16 protein-coding genes and 1 riboswitch are annotated in these 16,448 nt (G+C 58.5%); of the genes, 4 read left to right on the top strand and 12 right to left on the bottom strand.

Annotated elements, in window-relative coordinates; genetic code table 11:
* The first annotated feature begins 53 nt into the window (after positions 1-53).
* The gene (locus RAC79_RS24280; RefSeq protein ID WP_374997619.1) at positions 54-1,058 is read left to right on the top strand and encodes a 2-hydroxyacid dehydrogenase; all 1,005 of its coding nucleotides are present in this window, start codon (positions 54-56) and stop codon (positions 1,056-1,058) included.
* A gap of 6 nt (positions 1,059-1,064) precedes the next feature.
* Here RAC79_RS24280 and RAC79_RS24285 read toward each other — a convergent pair whose 3' ends face one another.
* Genes RAC79_RS24285 through recF form a run of 3 tightly spaced genes read right to left on the bottom strand, consistent with a single transcriptional unit; the run spans position 1,065 to position 3,455 of the window.
* The gene (locus tag RAC79_RS24285; protein WP_080855743.1) at positions 1,065-1,541 is read right to left on the bottom strand and encodes a GNAT family N-acetyltransferase; all 477 of its coding nucleotides are present in this window, start codon (positions 1,539-1,541) and stop codon (positions 1,065-1,067) included.
* Entirely contained in the window at positions 1,538-2,305 is a 768-nt protein-coding gene (locus RAC79_RS24290; RefSeq protein WP_080856928.1) for a molybdopterin-synthase adenylyltransferase MoeB, read from the bottom strand. Before RAC79_RS24290 ends, RAC79_RS24285 begins: the two co-directional genes overlap by 4 nt.
* A gap of 22 nt (positions 2,306-2,327) precedes the next feature.
* Positions 2,328-3,455, bottom strand: coding sequence for a DNA replication/repair protein RecF (gene recF / locus RAC79_RS24295; RefSeq protein ID WP_080855742.1), 1,128 nt, complete (start codon positions 3,453-3,455; stop codon positions 2,328-2,330).
* A 152-nt stretch (positions 3,456-3,607) separates the two neighbouring features.
* Between recF and RAC79_RS24300 the strand changes: the two genes are divergently transcribed.
* Positions 3,608-4,711, top strand: coding sequence for an alpha/beta hydrolase (locus RAC79_RS24300; protein ID WP_174038686.1), 1,104 nt, complete (start codon positions 3,608-3,610; stop codon positions 4,709-4,711).
* A gap of 28 nt (positions 4,712-4,739) precedes the next feature.
* On the opposite strand, the gene nrdF is transcribed toward RAC79_RS24300, so the two are convergent.
* From nrdF to RAC79_RS24340, 8 genes are all read right to left on the bottom strand, one after another.
* Positions 4,740-5,714, bottom strand: coding sequence for a class 1b ribonucleoside-diphosphate reductase subunit beta (gene nrdF / locus RAC79_RS24305; protein ID WP_080852899.1), 975 nt, complete (start codon positions 5,712-5,714; stop codon positions 4,740-4,742).
* 16 nt (positions 5,715-5,730) lie between these two features.
* On the bottom strand, positions 5,731-7,917 hold the full coding sequence (gene nrdE, locus RAC79_RS24310) for a class 1b ribonucleoside-diphosphate reductase subunit alpha (protein ID WP_125145078.1): 2,187 nt from the start codon (positions 7,915-7,917) through the stop codon (positions 5,731-5,733).
* The gene (gene nrdI, locus RAC79_RS24315; RefSeq protein ID WP_003507140.1) at positions 7,905-8,303 is read right to left on the bottom strand and encodes a class Ib ribonucleoside-diphosphate reductase assembly flavoprotein NrdI; all 399 of its coding nucleotides are present in this window, start codon (positions 8,301-8,303) and stop codon (positions 7,905-7,907) included. The genes nrdE and nrdI overlap by 13 nt, the downstream gene beginning before the upstream one ends.
* Positions 8,304-8,315: 12 nt before the next feature.
* A complete protein-coding gene (gene nrdH, locus RAC79_RS24320; RefSeq protein WP_003524283.1) occupies positions 8,316-8,537 on the bottom strand; it encodes a glutaredoxin-like protein NrdH in 222 nt (73 codons plus the stop codon).
* A gap of 254 nt (positions 8,538-8,791) precedes the next feature.
* A riboswitch (cobalamin riboswitch) is annotated at positions 8,792-9,016 on the bottom strand.
* A 133-nt stretch (positions 9,017-9,149) separates the two neighbouring features.
* Positions 9,150-9,779 carry a nucleoside triphosphate hydrolase gene (locus RAC79_RS24325; RefSeq protein ID WP_080855737.1) on the bottom strand — a complete coding sequence of 210 codons (630 nt, stop codon included), beginning with the start codon at positions 9,777-9,779 and terminating at the stop codon, positions 9,150-9,152.
* Positions 9,776-10,558, bottom strand: coding sequence for an ATP-binding cassette domain-containing protein (locus RAC79_RS24330; RefSeq protein ID WP_003524281.1), 783 nt, complete (start codon positions 10,556-10,558; stop codon positions 9,776-9,778). The genes RAC79_RS24325 and RAC79_RS24330 overlap by 4 nt, the downstream gene beginning before the upstream one ends.
* A complete protein-coding gene (locus RAC79_RS24335) occupies positions 10,558-11,640 on the bottom strand; it encodes an ABC transporter permease (RefSeq protein ID WP_065656365.1) in 1,083 nt (360 codons plus the stop codon). The genes RAC79_RS24330 and RAC79_RS24335 overlap by 1 nt, the downstream gene beginning before the upstream one ends.
* Before the next feature lie 223 nt (positions 11,641-11,863).
* Positions 11,864-12,886 (bottom strand): sugar ABC transporter substrate-binding protein, encoded by a 1,023-nt coding sequence (locus RAC79_RS24340; protein WP_003524279.1) that lies wholly within the window; start codon positions 12,884-12,886, stop codon positions 11,864-11,866.
* A gap of 264 nt (positions 12,887-13,150) precedes the next feature.
* Between RAC79_RS24340 and RAC79_RS24345 the strand changes: the two genes are divergently transcribed.
* Positions 13,151-14,383 carry an ROK family transcriptional regulator gene (locus RAC79_RS24345; RefSeq protein WP_065656364.1) on the top strand — a complete coding sequence of 411 codons (1,233 nt, stop codon included), beginning with the start codon at positions 13,151-13,153 and terminating at the stop codon, positions 14,381-14,383.
* Between the two features lie 54 nt (positions 14,384-14,437).
* Here the strand turns inward: RAC79_RS24345 and recQ are convergent, their stop codons facing one another.
* On the bottom strand, positions 14,438-16,246 hold the full coding sequence (gene recQ, locus RAC79_RS24350) for a DNA helicase RecQ (RefSeq protein WP_142846548.1): 1,809 nt from the start codon (positions 16,244-16,246) through the stop codon (positions 14,438-14,440).
* 22 nt (positions 16,247-16,268) lie between these two features.
* Between recQ and RAC79_RS24355 the strand changes: the two genes are divergently transcribed.
* On the top strand, positions 16,269-16,448 hold a 180-nt coding region (locus tag RAC79_RS24355; RefSeq protein ID WP_208616007.1), incomplete at its 3' end, for a hypothetical protein.

The following is a 16,448-nucleotide window of genomic DNA, read 5'->3' on the forward strand; positions in this document are numbered from 1 at the left end:
AGAAATTATCGCTCTTTCTGGTTAATGACTTCTGAACAAGGCAGCGGCAAACGATGACCCACAAGAAGAGACCGACAGTCTATATCACCCGCAAATTGCCTGACGTCGTCGAAACCAGAATGCGCGAACTCTTCGATGCCGAACTGAATATCGACGATACCCCGCGCAGCGAGGCGGAGCTTGTCGCCGCCATGCAAAGGGTGGATGTGCTCGTGCCGACCGTCACCGACCGCATCACCGCCGCGATGATCGAGCAGGCAGGGCCGCAACTGAAGCTGATCGCCAGCTTTTCCAACGGCATCGACCATGTGGATGTGGATGCGGCGGCCCGAAAGGGCATTACCCTCACCAATACGCCCAATGTACTGACCGAGGACAGCGCCGATATCACCATGGCGCTGGTGCTCGCCGTGCCGCGCCGTATGATCGAAGGTACAAGGGTGCTCGCCAATGGCGCGGACGAATGGCTGGGCTGGTCGCCGACCTGGATGCTCGGGCGGCGGATTTCCGGCAAGCGCATCGGCATTGTCGGCATGGGCCGCATCGGAACCGCGGTTGCGCGGCGTGCCAAGGCCTTCGGCCTTTCCATTCATTATCACAACCGCAAACGCGTCAATCCAGCGACGGAAGCGGAGCTTGAGGCGACCTATTGGGACAGCCTCGACCAGATGCTGGCGCGGGTGGATATCGTCTCCGTCAATTGCCCTTCGACGCCCGCAACCTATCACCTGATTTCAGCGCGGCGGCTGGCGCTGATGCAGCCGACCAGCTACATCGTCAATACCGCACGCGGCGATATCATCGATGAAGCGGCGATGATCCAGTGCCTGCGCGAAGGCAAAATCGCCGGCGCCGGTCTCGATGTCTATGAGAATGAGCCTGCGGTGAACCCCAAGCTCATCAAGCTCGCCAAGGAAGGCAAGGTCGTGCTGCTTCCGCATATGGGCTCTGCGACGATTGAGGGCCGTATCGAAATGGGCGATAAGGTCATCATCAACATCCGCACGCTGTTCGATGGCCACCGGCCGCCGAACCGGGTGCTGCCGGGGCGGAACTGAGCCGCTTCAGCCGAGGAATTTGGTCATTTCGATCGAGGTCGTGCGATTATAGCCGGCATGGGAGTTTTCGGCGGTCTTGACGAAACCCCAGGCGGCGAATTTGGTATGATTGGCGATAAGCTCGATACGGGTTTCCAGCCGCAGCGCCGGTAACGCCAATTCGCGGGCCAGCGCTTCGGCCTGCTCCAGAAGCATCCTGCCTATACCCTTTCCCTGCGCTTTCGGGGAAACACAGAGTTTGCCGACATAAAGACAGGCGGGCGGCTCCGGCCGGCAAAACAGGCAGCCGACAATCTCATCGCCATCAGGCGCCACGAAAGCGATCTCCACCCTTGCCTTCTCCGCCAGATTTTCAAGCGTCAGGCGATGAGCCGACGACGGCGGATCGATGACGCCATCCATATAGGCGAAGGAGGACATGATAAGTGCCAGCAATTCCTGCCAGCGATTGAATTCTTCCCCGATCTTAGCGATCTCGATCATGGTTTCTTCCCAGTTGCCCGCCGCTTGTATCGCACGGTTTCGAAACGGGCCGACAGGGCGTCATAGAGGAGCAGACGGCCGATTAACGGCTCGCCGGCACTGGTGATAACCTTGATCGCCTCCATGGCCATAAGCGTGCCGATAACCCCTGTCAGCGCGCCGACAATGCCTGTTTCCGCGCAATTGGGAATGAGGCCCTGCGGTGGCGGTTCCGGAAACAGGTCGCGATAGCCGGGCAGCAGAGCACCCTCGGCATTCGCCTCATAGGGTTTCAGCACCGTCACCGAACCATCGAAACGGCCGACAGCTCCCGTTACCAACGGTCTTTTCGCAGCCTCCGCCGCATCGGCGGCAGTATAACGCGTATCGAAATTGTCCGAGCCGTCGATCAGAAGATCGAAGGATGGCAGATGGTCATGCGCCCAGACCTGCGAAAAGCGCTCTTCATAAACAAGCGTGCGGACATGCGGATTGAGCCGGGCGATGGCCTTGCGCGCGCTCTCCGTCTTCAGCTCCCCAATCGTACCGGTATCGTGGATCACCTGTCGCTGCAGATTGGACAGGGAAACCACATCGTCATCGATCATGCCGAGCGTGCCGACACCGGCGGCGGCAAGATAATGCAGGACAGGAGCGCCGAGACCGCCGGCCCCGATGACCAGCACACGCGCCGCCTTCAGCCGCTGCTGGCCCACGCCGCCGATTTCCGGCAACAGGATATGGCGCTTGTAGCGTTCGATTTCTTCCGGGCTCAGCGGGTCCATGTCGCCCTCCATCTTTTAGCCGTCATGCCGTGATGCTCCCATGGGAAACATTGAAGAATTGCGCCCTGTCGCCAAGGGCGGAGAACATCGCCGTATCCGTTCCGGTCATAAAACTCTGGCCGCCAAGCGCATGAATGAGATCGAACAGAGCCGCCCGCCTGCCCTCATCCAGATGGGCGGCGATCTCGTCCAACAGCAGAACCGGCGCATGGCCAGTCATATTGGCGGTCAGCTGCGCATGTGCAAGCACCAGCCCCACAAGCAGCGCCTTCTGTTCCCCGGTTGAACAGCGCTCGGCCTCCATGTCTTTTTCCGCATGGCGCACGAAGAGATCGACGCGGTGCGGCCCATCCAGTGTGCGGCCGGCAGCGGCGTCACGATACCGGCCATCGCGCAATATAAGCCTGTATTCATCCTCCAGATCGACGGCGGGACGATTGAGCCCATCGTCCATGAAACCGGAGAGAGAAAGCGCCGCCGAGGGAAAAGCGGCATTGCCCGCCCGCCCCTCGATGAGGCTCTTCAAGAGGCCGAGCATCTCGTAACGGGCAACCGCCATGGAGATGCCGAGTTCGGCCATCTGCTTTTCGATGCCGTCCAGCCAGACCGGATCGAAGCGGCCTTCCGAAAGTAGCCGGTTACGGCCGCGCATGGCCTTTTCGAAATCGCTTGCCCGCCTTCCATGGGCGGGATCGAGCGACAGCACCAGCCGGTCGAGGAAACGCCGGCGGTCCGAGGACGAGCCGGTAAAGAGGCCGTCCATCGCGGGCGTCAGCCACAATACCCGCAGATGGTCGGTCAGCTCATCGACGGATTTCACCGGCGTCCCGTTCAGTCTCAAGCGACGCGACACCACCTCGCCATCGCCTTCAATTCCCGTACCGATGGCAACTTCGCCATCCATGCCCTCGACATCGGCGAAGATCGAGAAACCGGTGGCTTCGGCCCCTACCCGCGTCACATCAGACAAGGTGGCGCGGCGCAGGCCCCTTCCGGGTGAAAGAAAGGAGACGGCCTCCAGAAGATTGGTTTTGCCGGAACCGTTGTCGCCCGTCAGCACAACATGGCGTTCATCGAGCGTGAGCGCAGCCGCCGCATAATTGCGGAAGTCTGTGAGTTTCAGCCGTAAAAGCGACACCTTGTTCGTCATGTGTACGGCCTAAAACGAAGAGGGACGGATAGCAAGGTGGGGAACGTCCGTCCGCACCGAAGACAGCCGCTAGAGTGCACTTCATTCTTCAGTAGCAACTTTTTTAGTCGCCGGTTATTTATGAACCGGTCCTCATCACCGGTAGCCCCTTCATGCGCCTGATCTTTTCTCTCTTTCTCACCCTCGGTCTTCTCTCCTCCTGCGCAGGCCGACCGGGGGCGGATGTGCTGGAGGCCGTCAACACCAGGACCCGAGACACGAAAATCGTGACCGCCTTCGTGGCGAGCACGCGAGAGAAAAACACGGACGCAAAAAAGGGCTTCGGCACGGAGCGGGCAATGGAGCCGAACTACGCCAGTTTCGATATTTCCATTCCGCCCACCCATAAAAGCGGGAAAATCGAATGGGCCAGCGGCAAGCCGGACCCGAACAAGGATTTCGTCGTCACCAGGGCCGATATGCTGACGAAGACGCGCTTTAATGCCGATCTTGGCGACATAGCCCGCTCTGGCAAGCAGATCGCACTTTTTGTACACGGCTATAATTACAGCTATCAGGAAGCTCTGTTCCGCGCGGCGCAGATGGCGGCGGATGCCAATATGAACGGCGCGCCGCTGGTCTTTTCCTGGCCGTCGCAAGCCTCCGTCGCCGGTTATGTGGCCGACAAGGAGTCCGCGACTTTTTCACGCGATGCGCTCGCCGCGATGTTGATCGATCTCACCCGGCAGACCCCTAAGAAGAGCGTCGTCGTGTTCGGTCACAGCATGGGCGGCTGGCTGGTCATGGAGGCGCTGCGGCAATTGCGTTTCCAGGGCAGAAACGATGTCATCGCCAAGCTGCAGGTGGTGCTGGCTGCGCCTGATATTGACGCCGATGTCTTCCGCAAGCAGATCGAGGTTGTCGGCCGGCTCAGCCCGCCGCTCACCGTTCTCGTTTCCAAGGATGACCGTGCGCTGAAAGCCTCTTCCATCCTTGGCGCCGACGTTACCCGTATCGGTGCGCTGGATGTGACCGACCGCCAAGTGCAGGAAGCCGCTCTCAAGGAGGGCGTGCAATTCGTCGACATCTCCAATCTGAAGGCGTCGGACCCGCTCAACCACGACCGCTATGCGGCGCTGGCCTCCATGGTGCCGCAGCTGGAGGCAAGCAGGCGCGGGGGCGATATCAACAGCGCCGGAGCCTTCGTTTTCGATGCGATCGGCGCCACCGTCGCCAGCCCCTTCCGCCTTGCGAGCCAGGTGGTGAACCCGCAATAGTTTTGCGGGTCCTTCCGACAAGCCGGTTTCAGAAATCCCAGTCTTCGTCTTCGGTCGCAACCGCCTTGCCGATGACATAAGAGGAGCCGGAACCGGAAAAGAAGTCGTGGTTCTCGTCGGCATTCGGAGAAAGCGCCGAGAGGATCGCCGGATTGACCCGGCAGGCCTCGGCCGGAAACAGCGCCTCATAACCCAGATTCATCAGGGCCTTGTTGGCGTTGTAATGCAGGAACTGCTTGACGTCCTCCGTCAGGCCGACGCCGTCGTAGAGGTCTTCGGTATATTTCGCTTCGTTGTCGTAAAGTTCAAGCAGGAGATCGAAGGCGAAATCCTTGATCTCCTGTCTCTGCGTTTCGCTGAGACGCTCCAGCGCCCGCTGGAACTTGTAGCCGATGTAATAACCATGCACGGCCTCATCGCGAATGATGAGGCGGATCAAATCCGCCGTATTGGTGAGTTTGGCCCGGCTTGACCAGAACATCGGCAGATAGAAGCCGGAATAGAACAGGAAACTTTCCAGAAACACGCTGGCGATCTTCTTTTTCAGCGGATCGCCGCTGTCATATTCCCGCATGATGAGCGCGGATTTACGCTGCAGGAACTCGTTTTCCTCCGACCAGCGATAGGCGTCGTCAACGTCAGGCGTGAGGCAGAGCGTCGAGAAGATGGACGAATAGGAGCGGGCGTGCACCGCCTCCATGAAGGAGATGTTGGAGAGAACCGCCTCCTCATGCGGCGTTGCCGAATCCTCCATCAGGCGCACCGCGCCGACACCGTTCTGGATGGTGTCGAGCAATGTCAGGCCGGTGAAAACACGGATTGTCAGTTTCTGTTCTTCCGGTTTCAGCGTTCCCCAGGAGGGGATATCGTTGGATAGCGGCACCTTTTCCGGCAGCCAGAAATTCGAGGTAAGGCGGTTCCAGACTTCGAGGTCCTTGTCGTCCTCGATGCGGTTCCAGTTGACCGCGCGGATGCGGGACGCGGGTTTTACGGCGATGTTCATTGTCTTGTCCCTCAATTCAGAGCGTGCAGGAAACGCAGCCCTGAACCTGCGTGCCTTCCAGCGCCATCTGGCGCAAACGGATGTAGTAGATGGTCTTGATGCCCTTTTTCCAGGCGTAAATCTGCGCGCGGTTGATGTCGCGCGTCGTTGCCGTATCGCGGAAGAACAGCGTCAGCGACAGGCCCTGATCGACATGCTGGGTCGCGGCTGCATAGGTGTCTATGATCTTTTCCGGGCCGATTTCATAGGCGTCCTGATAATATTCGAGATTGTCGTTCGAGAGATAGGAAGCCGGGTAATAAACGCGGCCGATCTTGCCCTCTTTACGGATTTCGATCTTCGAGACGATCGGATGAATGGAGGAGGTGGAGTGGTTGATATAGGAGATCGAACCGGTGGGCGGTACGGCCTGAAGGTTCTGGTTATAGAGACCCGATGCCATCACGTCCTGCTTCAAAGCCTTCCAGTCTTCCTGCGTTGGAATGGCAATGCCGGCTTTTTCGAACAGCTCACGGACCTTTTCCGTCGCAGGCAACCATTCCCGGTCGGTATATTTGTCGAAATAGTCGCCCGAGGCATATTTGGAGTTCTCAAAGCCCTTGAAGCTCTGGCCCCTTTCCACCGCCAGCCGGTTGCTGGCGCGGATAGCGTGATAGGTCACCGTGTAGAAATAGATATTGGTGAAATCGACGCCTTCTTCGGAACCGTAGAAGATGCGTTCGCGCGCCAGATAGCCGTGCAGGTTCATCTGGCCTAGCCCGATGGCGTGGCTGGCATCATTACCCTTTTCCACCGAAGGAACGGAGGAAATGTGGCTCATGTCCGACACTGCCGTCAGCGCCCGGATGGAGGTCTCGATGGTCTTGCCGAAATCCGCCGAATCCATTGCTGATGCAATGTTGAGCGAGCCGAGATTGCAGGAAATATCCTTGCCCATATGGCTGTAGGATAGATCGGCGTTGAACTCGCTTGCCTCGCTGACCTGCAGGATTTCCGAGCAGAGATTGCTCATGCTGATACGACCGGCGATCGGGTTGGCGCGGTTCACCGTATCCTCGAACATGATGTAGGGGTAACCGCTCTCGAACTGAATTTCGGCGATCACCTGGAAGAATTCGCGCGCCTTGATCTTCTTCTTGCGGATGCGGCTATCGGCGACCATTTCCTGGTATTTTTCGGTGACCGAAATCTCGGTCAACGGCACGCCATAGACCCGCTCCACATCATAGGGCGAAAACAGATACATATCCTCGTTGTTGCGGGCGAGTTCGAAGGTGATGTCGGGGATCACCACGCCGAGTGACAGGGTCTTGATGCGGATTTTCTCGTCGGCATTTTCGCGCTTGGTATCGAGGAAGCGCATGATATCCGGGTGGTGGGCGTGCAGATAGACCGCGCCGGCACCCTGACGCGCACCAAGCTGGTTGGCGTAGGAAAAACTGTCTTCCAGCAGCTTCATGACGGGAATAACGCCGGACGACTGGTTTTCGATCTGTTTGATCGGCGCGCCGAATTCGCGAATATTGGTCAAGGACAGCGCCACGCCGCCGCCGCGCTTGGAAAGCTGCAGGGCCGAATTGATGGAGCGGCCGATGCTTTCCATATTGTCTTCCACACGCAGCAGAAAACATGAAACCAGCTCGCCGCGGCTCTTCTTGCCGGCGTTTAGGAATGTCGGCGTTGCCGGCTGGAAGCGGCCTGAAATGATTTCATCGACCAGATTGCGGGCAAGCTGCTCATCACCGCGCGCAAGGGCCAGCGCCACCATACAGACGCGATCCTCGTAACGCTCCAGATAACGTTTTCCGTCGAAGGTCTTCAGCGTGTAGGAGGTGTAATATTTGAAGGCGCCGAGAAAGGTCGGAAAGCGAAATTTCCGGGCATAGGCTTCGTCGTAGAGGTCGCGGACGAAATTGAAGGAATACTGGTCCAGCACCTCCTGCTCGTAATATCCCTCCGTCACCAGATAATCTAGCTTTTCCCGAAGGTTATGGAAAAACACGGTGTTCTGGTTGACGTGCTGGAGGAAATATTGCCGAGCGGCCAGGCGATCCTTGTCGAGCTGGATCTTTCCGTTCTCGTCGTAAAGGTTCAGCATCGCGTTCAGCGCATGGTAGTCCAGAGCCGCATCGAGCGGTTTCTGGGTTGTGGCTGCCGGCTGTTTGGCGTCCTTGCGCAGCGCGCTTGAGGTCAGCGTGTCCAAAATCGTTCCAATCCATGTTTGACGTTGGCGACATCTTCCTCCGTGCCGAGAAGCTCGAAGCGATAGAGAAACGGCACGGCGCATTTGCGCGAGACGATATCTCCGGCGGATGCGAAAGCTGCGCCAAAATTCGTGTTTCCCGCCGCGATGACGCCGCGAATGAGATTTCGGTTGGAGGGCTCGTTCAAGAACCGGATGACCGGTTTCGGCACGGCCCCTTTGGTGCCACCACCCCCATAGGTGGGTGTGACCAGCACATAGGGCTCCGACACATGCGGTACGTCGTCCTCCGCGCCGAGCGGCAGGCGAAACAGACGCCGTCCCAGTTTCAGAAGGAAACGATGGGTGTTTTCAGAGCGGCTGGAATAATAGACGATCAGGCCCATCGCCCCGCCGCCTCAGCTGATCGAGCCGATCATATCCGGCCGGAAACCCGCCCAATGGCGCTCACCGGCAACAACGACGGGCACCTGCATGTAGCCGAGACCGCGGACATGATCGAGCGCATCCGCATCTTCGGAAATATCGACAATCTCATAGGGGACGCCGATGCGGTCGAGCGCACGATAGGTGGCGGTGCACTGGACGCAGGCGGGCTTGCTGTAAACGGTGACGGTCATAATTTCCTCTCTAGAAGCCGGTTTCGGACACGGCTCAACATTGCCGATTGCAATCGCAATCGGGCGGCGATGGATCTGTCATTAAGGTGGGCGTGCGCGGCTTTAGCCGCGTAAAATCGCTCTCTACGCCGACGAGCGCAGCAACTCAAACAAATGCACTGGCATGACTTCACCCCGAAGCTTGTTCTGGAGGGGGCAGAAAAGGGCGCTCGCAAATCATTTGCGTCATACACCTTCCTCCGGACACCCCGCCCGTGGACGTTTGCGCTCAAGGCAGGTCTCCTGACTTGCGGGTCACAACATCTATTCCGGCCTTCCCGGAGCTTTCAGCCCCAGTGACCCAAATCGGAACGATGCTCACCGCTTACAGTTGCGGGGGCAGTTTCGGCCTTGCTCCACCATGATGGCGTTACGCACCGAATTCCCATCTTAGCTCCCAACCCTTGCGAATCGGAAGAACCTCGAACACCACATATAGTATATGAGGAAATTTTCGCGTCAATGAATAGACACACAAAAGCCCCACCCTGTGGATCAAAAAGATTCAACACATGGTCAACAAAGGCTTAACGGCGCATGCATGCCGCCGCTCAAAGAGAGAAAAGCGTTAATCTATTCCCAGATATCGATGCGGATATCGGCGGGACGGGCGTTCTCAATCACCCTTTTTCCGTTCGGAAGATCGTTTTCGAAAAGTTTGGCGTGGATCGCAGCCTCGTCGAGACCATAGCCCTGCCACCTTTTCCGTAGCCTCTCCTCAAGCACGTCGACGGACGGCCCTACAAAAACGGTGAGGTCGAAGCTTTTGGAAAGAGTTGTCCACGGCGCCTCGTCCAGCAGAAGATAATTGCCTTCAGCAAGGATAAAGCGTGTTTCCGGCGCAATCGCCCGGGCGGACGCTATCGCGATTTCACGGGAACGGTCGAAAACCGGAACAAGCACCTCCTGCCCGCCCTTGCGGACGGCGGAGACGATATCGAGGAAACCACGCACGTCGAAGGTTTCGGGTGCGCCCTTTTGCGGCAGCAGCCCCCGTTCTTCAAGGATGCCATTGTCCATATGGAAGCCGTCCATGGGCAGCACGGCGGCCGTTTCGCCCCGTGCCAGCAAAGCATCACAAAGGGCATCCGCCAGCGTGGATTTGCCGGCCCCAGGGGGACCGGCAATAGCGACGATAAAACGGGATCTACCTTCTGCCCGCCGAAGAACGTCTTCGGCGATGGTTTCAAGCTTCAGCGTCATGCGGCAAGCGTTTCCTTCGGCGCTTCCTTGGCGCCGGTCATGAAGGCGACGGCGTCGGACATGGAGTAGTCCTTCGGATTGATAACACACAGGCGCTTGCCGAGCCGGTGGATATGGATGCGATCCGCGACCTCGAAAACATGCGGCATGTTGTGCGAGATGAGGACGATCGGCAGGCCGCGCGAACGCACGTCCAGAATAAGCTCCAGAACACGCCGGCTTTCCTTCACGCCGAGTGCTGCCGTCGGCTCGTCGAGGATAACGACCTTGGAGCCGAAGGCGGCTGCACGCGCCACCGCCACACCCTGACGCTGACCCCCGGAGAGGGTTTCCACCGCCTGATTGATGTTCTGGATCGTCATCAGGCCGAGTTCCGACAGTTTCTCGCGTGCGAATTTTTCCATGGCGGGGCGGTCAAGGGCCCGGAACAGGCTGCCCTGAATGCCGGGTTTACGGATTTCGCGGCCGAGAAACATATTGTCGGCTATGGAAAGCGCCGGCGAAAGCGCGAGGTTCTGATAGACCGTCTCGATGCCAGCCTTGCGCGCCTCTATCGGCGAGCGGAATTGGACGGGCTGGCCTTCCAGCCGGATTTCCCCTTCATCGGGTGTCACCGCGCCGGAAATCGCCTTGATGAGAGAGGATTTGCCGGCGCCGTTATCACCGATCACCGCCAGGATTTCGCCCGGATAGAGATCGAAATCGGCGTGGTCGAGGGCGGTCACACGACCATAGCGCTTGACGAGATTGCGTGCTGTGAGAATGGGTTCTTTTGCCATCAGCCTGCTACCTTTCTGATCCACTGGTCGATTGCGACAGCCATGATGATGAGGACGCCGATCAACAGATAGGTCCATTGCGGGTCTGTTCCGATGAGCCTGAGGCCGAGCGAAAAGACGCCGACGATCAGGGCACCGAAAATCATGCCCATGATGGAGCCGCGTCCACCGAACAGCGACAGGCCGCCGATAACCACTGCGGTAATGGATTCGATATTGGCGAATTGACCGGCGGTCGGCGAAACCGAGCCGATGCGGCCGATGAGGGCCCAGCCAGCGAAGGCGCAGATGAGGCCGGACAGCGTGTAAACGGTGGTCAGCATGCGCTTGACGTTGACACCGGCAAGTTCGGCGGCATCCGGATCGTCACCGACAGCATAAAGATGGCGGCCCCAGGCGGTGCGGTTCAGCACATACCAGAGCAGGGCGACGAGCAGAACCATGGCGATGACGCCATAGGTGAAGACCGCGCCGCCGACCCGGATATTGGCGCCGAAGAATTGCAGGATCGGCGCCTGCTGGGCGATATCCTGGGCGCGGATCGTCTCGTTTGCGGAATAGAGGAAGTTGGTCGCCAAGACGATCTGCCACATGCCGAGCGTGACGATGAAGGGCGGCAGGCGCATGCGCGAGACCAGAATACCGTTGATGAAGCCGCAAAATGCGCCGACGGCAAGGCCACAGAGAATGGAAAGTTCCGCCGGTAAGCCGTAACGGAAGGTGAACTGTCCCATGACAACGGAAGACAGGACCATGATCGCGCCGACCGACAGATCGATGCCCGCCGTCAGGATGACCAGCGACTGCGCCGCGCCGACAATACCGACGATGGCGACCTGCTGCAAAATAAGGGTCAGCGTGAAGGCCGAGAAAAACTTGCCGCCGAGAAGCAGGCCGAAAACAATCAGCGACAGCACCAGAACGATAAGCGGAACGGCCGCCGGGCTGGAGTGGAGAAAGTGCTGCAGTTTTTCCAGCACACTCTTGTCGTGCGTATCGAAAGCGGCGACCTGCGTCGAGCTTCCCGAAAGCACTTTTTCAAATTCATTATGCGGCTGAGCCCGCACCGGCTGATCGCTCATGGATTTTCCTCCCGATCGCTCTATCGCACCAGCCCTGACACCGGGTCTATCTCCGAAGAGAATGATGCATAGATTTCAAAGTGTTGTGAAGCGGCCTGTGCCATCCCCGCAGGACGCGTGACGCGCTCGTTTGTTCCTTTGTCCGATCCCCCGGATCGTGCCTGAATCATTCTCGTCCAAGGGCGGGGGCACGAATGCCCCCGCGGGTTTCAACGGCGAGGCATCAGCCCCAGCACTTGTTGAGACCTTCCTTCGTATCGATGGAGTCGAGGCCCTTGACCGGCTTGTCGGTTACCAGCGTCACGCCGGTATCGACGAAGTTCTTGCCTTCAGTCGGCTTCGGCTTTTCACCGGTGTCGGCAAACTTCTTGACGGCCTCGACGCCAAGCGCCGCCATCAGCAGCGGATATTGCTGCGAGGTCGCGCCGATCACGCCTTCCGCGACGTTCTTGACGCCCGGGCAACCGCCATCGACGGAAACGATCAGAACATCCTTTTCACGGCCGACCGCTTTCAGCGCCTCATAAGCGCCGGCAGCCGCAGGTTCATTGATGGTGTGGACGACGTTGATGGTCGGGTCCTTCTGCAGCAGATTTTCCATCGCCGCGCGGCCGCCTTCTTCGTTACCATTGGTGACATCATGGCCGACGATACGCGGATCGTTTTCATCGCCGATCTTGTTGATGTCCTTCACGTCAATGCCAAAGCCCTTCATGAAGCCCTGGTTGCGCAGCACATCCACCGTCGGCTGGGAGGGGGTAAGGTTAAGGAAGGCGATTTTCGCATCCTTTGCCTTGTCGCCGAGGCTGCCGGCAGCCCATTTGCCGATCAGCTCACCAGCCAGAAGATTGTCCGTGGCGAAGGTGGAATCGGCGGCATCGACGGGTTCCAGCGGCGTATCGAGCGCAATGACCAGAAGACCGGCATCACGCGCCTTCTGAACGGCCGGAACAATACCCTTGGTATCCGATGCGGTGATCAGGATACCCTTGGCACCATCGGCGATGCAGGTCTCGATGGCGGCTACCTGGCTTTCGGAATCGCCGTCGATCTTGCCTGCATAGGATTTCAGCGTCACGCCAAGTTCTTTAGCCTTGGCGGTCGCGCCTTCTTTCATCTTGACGAAAAAGGGATTGGTATCGGTTTTGGTGATGAGGCAAACCGAAGTATCGGCCGCAGACGCAACGGAAGCGAAAGAAACGCCAAGCGCAAGCGCGCCCAGAAGAGCGGAAACAGTGGTCTTCATGAGATCCTCCCAATGGATATTTGAGCACCGTGACGGTTACCCGACGATCCCGTCTCCTCCGAGATCGACGACCGTTGGCTCAGATGGAACCACCAAAGGAAACGCCTGTCAATAAATAAATCCGGTTGAATTATTAATTCCCTATGGCATTCTGATATGCGGCAGGGAGGAATATCGCCACGTCGTTTAACGTTGCGATAGCAAGATTGCCATAAAGCCTGCTGTATCAGTCACGGCGGATAGGGCGGGCGGGAGGATGACACTATGAGACAATCTGTCGAGACGGCGCCGCCGGCGTCGCCCACCACCATGGATATAAGCGGCGGCGCCAACCAGATCGGAGTGCGCGCTTATAATGAGCGGCTCGTGCTGTCTCTCGTTCGCCGTCACGGCGGACTGTCAAAAGCGGAGATATCAAGACTTTGCGGCCTTTCAGCGCAGACCGTCTCGGTCATCATGCGCTCGCTTGAAAAGGACGGGCTTCTCATTCGCGGTGAAAGACTGCGTGGCAAAGTCGGCCAGCCATCGACGCCGATGCGGCTTAATCCCGACGCCGTCTTTTCTTTCGGTGTGAAGATCGGCCGACGCAGCGTCGATCTCGTGCTGATGGATTTTGTCGGCCGGATCAGGCTCAAGCTGCGCAGAACCTACCCCTACCCTCTTCCGGAATGGATACTACCTTTCGTAATCGACGGCATAACGGAACTTGAATCGAAGCTTTCCCCTGCCGAGCGGGAGAAAATTGCCGGTGTCGGCATCGCCGCTCCATTCGAATTGTGGAACTGGGCGCAGGAAGTGGGCGCTCCACAGATCGAAATGGAGAGATGGCGGGGCGTCGATATCCGGTCGGAAATTGCCGAAAACGTCAGCTATCCGGTTTTTCTGCAGAACGACGCGACCAGCGCCTGCGGCGCCGAACTGGTTTTTGGCGCAGGCCAGCACTATCCGGATTTTCTTTACGTCTTCATCGGCTCCTTCATAGGCGGCGGCGTTGTTTTGAATTCGGCGCTATTTTCCGGAAAGACGGGAACGGCCGGCGCCATCGGCCCCCTGCCGGTGCAGGGGCAGGACGGCAATACCGTCCAGCTTCTGAAAATCGCGTCGATCTTCGTTCTGGAAAACATGCTGCGCGAAAAGGGCATCGATCCGCGCCCCCTGTGGTTTTCTCCGGACGAGTGGATCGATTTCGGCGAGCCGCTGGAAAGCTGGATCAGGAAAACCGCCGCGGCGCTGGCGCAGGCCGTCATTGCCGCCGCCTCCATCATCGATTTTTCGAGCGTCATCATCGATGGCGGTTTTCCCGACTGGGTCAGAACCAGAATCGTCGCCGCCACCCGCCTTGCCCTTAAACACCACGATCTGCAGGGTGTCACGGTGCCTGACATCATCGAAGGCGCGGTTGGTAGCCAGGCGCGGGCAATCGGCGGCGCGAGCCTGCCCCTGTTTTCGCGCTATCTCATCGATCAGAACGTTCTGTTCAAGGACACGACCGGCTGAGCCTTCGCAACGCTCTGCGGTTTTATTACTCGGCTATTAATTTGGATCTGCCGGTCATTCGCCAGCGGCGTGCTGCATGATCGCCGCCAGAAAGGCAGGTCCGTATCGCTCGAGCTTGGTATCTCCGACGCCGGGAATCCCAGCCATTTCCTGCGCCGAGGCCGGTTTTGCCGCCGCAAGTTCTATGAGGGTCTTGTCGTGGAAAATCACATAGGGCGGAACGTTCTGTGCCCGGGCAATTTCCATACGCTTCGCACGCAGCGCCTCAAAAAGACTGCGATCGGATTCCGGCAAGACCGTCGATGCCGTGTTGCGGGGCGTCTGCTGCCGTGCGGAACGGGGAGCGGATGGGATCCTCAGCATCAATGCCGGTTTTTCGCGCAGGAATCGCCGTCCATCCTCGGAGATGGAAAGGCCGCCATGTCCGGACAGATCCACTTCAATCATGCGTAACGCAACCAGCTGACGCAAAATGGCGCGCCATGTGCGGTTGTCATGCTCCTTGCCTATCCCGTAGGTGGTGATTTGATCATGTCCGAAGCGGCAAATCCGCTCGTCCTCGACACCCAGCAATACGCGGATGACATAGGCCTGGCCAAAACGTTCACCCGTGCGATAAATACAGGACAGAAGTTTCTGAGCGGCGATAGTCCCATCAAACAGGTCCGGCGGCTCGGCGCAGGTATCGCAATTGCCGCAGGGCTCACACCGGTCGCCGAAATAGGAGAGCAGAACCTGCCGGCGGCAACTCGCCGTTTCTGCGAGGCCAAGCAGCGCATCGAGCTTCTGACGCTCCATATATTTGCGCTGATCCGCGGCATCAGATTCTTCGATGAAACGATTGCGCAGGGCAATATCTTCGTAGCCGTACAGCATGAGCACGTCCGACGGCAGACCATCGCGACCGGCTCGGCCCGTTTCCTGATAATAGGCCTCGATGCTGCCAGGCAGGTCGATATGAACCACGAAGCGCACATCTGGCTTGTCTATGCCCATGCCGAAAGCGACGGTCGCGACAATGATGACCGCCTCGCCGTGCTGGAAACGGGTCTGGTTCTCCTCGCGGGCAGCCTTGTCCATGCCAGCGTGATAGGGTAGCGCATCGCGACCCTCCTCCCGCAGCCATGCGGCCGTTTCGTCCACCTTGCGTTTGGAAAGGCAATAGACGATACCGCTCTCACTGTCGCGATCCTTCAAAAAGCGCTTCAGCTGCGCGCGCGGATTATCCTTTTCCATGATCGCATAGCGGATATTGGGCCGGTCGAACCCGGCGATGAAGGCATCGTGCTCTTCAATCCCCAGGTGGCCGAGAATTTCGGCGCGCGTGGGCTCGTCGGCCGTCGCCGTCAGCGCCATGCGCGGCGTATCGGGAAAACGCTCGATCAGCGTGTCCAGCTGGCGGTAGGGCGGCCGGAAATCATGCCCCCATTGCGACAGGCAATGGGCCTCATCGACCGCGATCAGCGACAGGTCGATGGATTGCAGCGCATCGAGGACATCCGGCTTGAGCAGGGTTTCCGGCGCGGCATAAAGAATATCGACCTTGCCGGCCCGCATATCCCGCCAAAGCGCGCGCCGCTCTTCCGGAGAAAGGTCGGAATTGAGAGCTTCGGCCCGCACGCCGGCCTGACGCAGGGCTGCAACCTGATCGACCATCAGTGCGATGAGCGGCGAGACGATCAACCCCATGCCATTACGAGCAAGCGCCGGGATCTGGTAACAAAGCGACTTCCCACCGCCCGTCGGCATCAAAACGAAGGCATTGTTTCCCGCCACCACATGCCGAATGATATCGGCCTGCCTTCCACGAAACGCATCGTATCCATAGACGGTCTTGAGGATATGCAAGGGATCAGCGGTCACGGCATTTTTTATCCGAAATGGAATGATGGCGCATCATCACCGTTTTCTGATCGATGGCAATGGCGAAGATGGCTTTGTTCATGGAAGGAGATTGTGGGATTGGCTTTGTGATCAGCGGCCTAGTTTCTCCCTGACGGCACAATTTCATAAGTCCAGAAACACAAAAAACCCCGTCGCGGGTGCACGGGGTTTTGTTTTGCTA

Origin of the sequence: Agrobacterium sp. LR_9 (assembly GCF_041954855.1) — a bacterium.
In the GTDB taxonomy this organism is placed as follows: Bacteria; Pseudomonadota; Alphaproteobacteria; order Rhizobiales; family Rhizobiaceae; genus Agrobacterium; species Agrobacterium leguminum.

What these genes read in the sequence shown, in the direction of transcription:
- RAC79_RS24330 (WP_003524281.1), bottom strand. Translation starts at nt 10,558, where the DNA reads ATGGCAAAAGAACCCATTCTCACAGCACGCAATCTCGTCAAGCGCTAT.
- RAC79_RS24290 (WP_080856928.1), bottom strand. Translation starts at nt 2,305, where the DNA reads ATGGACCCGCTGAGCCCGGAAGAAATCGAACGCTACAAGCGCCATATC.
- RAC79_RS24300 (WP_174038686.1), top strand. Translation starts at nt 3,608, where the DNA reads ATGCGCCTGATCTTTTCTCTCTTTCTCACCCTCGGTCTTCTCTCCTCC.
- nrdH (WP_003524283.1), bottom strand. Translation starts at nt 8,537, where the DNA reads ATGACCGTCACCGTTTACAGCAAGCCCGCCTGCGTCCAGTGCACCGCC.
- RAC79_RS24335 (WP_065656365.1), bottom strand. Translation starts at nt 11,640, where the DNA reads ATGAGCGATCAGCCGGTGCGGGCTCAGCCGCATAATGAATTTGAAAAA.
- RAC79_RS24340 (WP_003524279.1), bottom strand. Translation starts at nt 12,886, where the DNA reads ATGAAGACCACTGTTTCCGCTCTTCTGGGCGCGCTTGCGCTTGGCGTT.
- recF (WP_080855742.1), bottom strand. Translation starts at nt 3,455, where the DNA reads ATGACGAACAAGGTGTCGCTTTTACGGCTGAAACTCACAGACTTCCGC.
- RAC79_RS24285 (WP_080855743.1), bottom strand. Translation starts at nt 1,541, where the DNA reads ATGATCGAGATCGCTAAGATCGGGGAAGAATTCAATCGCTGGCAGGAA.
- RAC79_RS24325 (WP_080855737.1), bottom strand. Translation starts at nt 9,779, where the DNA reads ATGACGCTGAAGCTTGAAACCATCGCCGAAGACGTTCTTCGGCGGGCA.
- nrdI (WP_003507140.1), bottom strand. Translation starts at nt 8,303, where the DNA reads ATGGGCCTGATCGTCTATTATTCCAGCCGCTCTGAAAACACCCATCGT.
- RAC79_RS24345 (WP_065656364.1), top strand. Translation starts at nt 13,151, where the DNA reads ATGAGACAATCTGTCGAGACGGCGCCGCCGGCGTCGCCCACCACCATG.
- RAC79_RS24280 (WP_374997619.1), top strand. Translation starts at nt 54, where the DNA reads ATGACCCACAAGAAGAGACCGACAGTCTATATCACCCGCAAATTGCCT.
- nrdF (WP_080852899.1), bottom strand. Translation starts at nt 5,714, where the DNA reads ATGAACATCGCCGTAAAACCCGCGTCCCGCATCCGCGCGGTCAACTGG.